Genomic DNA, 978 nt, shown 5'->3' with positions numbered 1-978 from the left:
GGGGACGGGTAGCGTTTTGCACAGACCGAGATATTACGTTATTTCGAACGAATCCGCACCGGCTTGACAACACAATCATCCACCGTTAAATTCCATCAAACACCCGATATAGCGAACAAATACATTTTGCTTTGTTGTGCGATACGGTGTTGAGAACAGTGTAACCAACCCAGGCCTCTCGCGCACACAAGAAGTCATCGGCACGGCGGCCCAGCAAAAAGGAAAAACAAGATGGCCGCCTTCAACTACCGTCAACTCATCCGCCAAATCCCTGCACGGACTTGGGAGTTTTACTTTCAGTCTCGCAAGCTGGAACTGCCTGACCAGCTTGCCGGTGACAATCTGATCAGCAGCGTCATCGACATCATCGATGCCTTGCCTGCGGCACAGGGTGAAGCCGTCTATGCCGAATTGCGGCGCGTGCACGACTTGGCCAACGGGCGTGGTGTCGATGCCCTTCGTAACACCGCACCGCCAGACTCCACGATCCATGAGGATTTCACGAAGTTCTCCAGCGATGCCGAGCGTGCCTTGTGGGTCATGGCCAACTGGCCTGACCTGTTCGCCACGGCCGAGGCCATCTACGCGGTGAGCCTGCGCATTGGCAAGCGTGGGTGGAAACGCTTGCAGGTGCCGCCCGTCGATGCGCTGTTCCGTGGCCAGGAAGACATTCGCGCCCTCGAGGTGGCACTGGCCACCGCATTCACGCCGCGCAAGGGGACGCCGCGCGCCTGTCAGATCGACACCCTGGACCGGCATCTGGATGGTGGCGTGCAACTGGGCATCCTCATTGAGGACAACGCCCAGCGTCAGCTGGAATTTGGCGACGACAACCGGGCGCACTGGCGTGACGTCCGGCCACCCATGGCGATGGATGTCGTCATCTACCCGGCCAGCGGTGTGATTGATGTGCTGGCGCCCGGTGGTGCCAAGACACAGCAGACCTTGCTGGAGCACCTCGGCAAGCATGTCTTCAAG

Annotated in this window: 1 protein-coding gene; it reads left to right on the top strand. The window is 58.9% G+C overall.

Features of this window, described 5'->3' with window-relative positions; all coding sequences use genetic code 11:
• Nucleotides 1-231 precede the first annotated feature (231 nt).
• On the top strand, nucleotides 232-978 hold a 747-nt coding region (locus C1I89_RS33710; protein WP_146196994.1), incomplete at its 3' end, for a hypothetical protein.

This window comes from Achromobacter pulmonis, from assembly GCF_002885955.2.
In the GTDB taxonomy this organism is placed as follows: Bacteria; Pseudomonadota; Gammaproteobacteria; order Burkholderiales; family Burkholderiaceae_B; genus Achromobacter; species Achromobacter pulmonis_A.
This window is presented reverse-complemented; position numbering and strand designations above follow the sequence as displayed.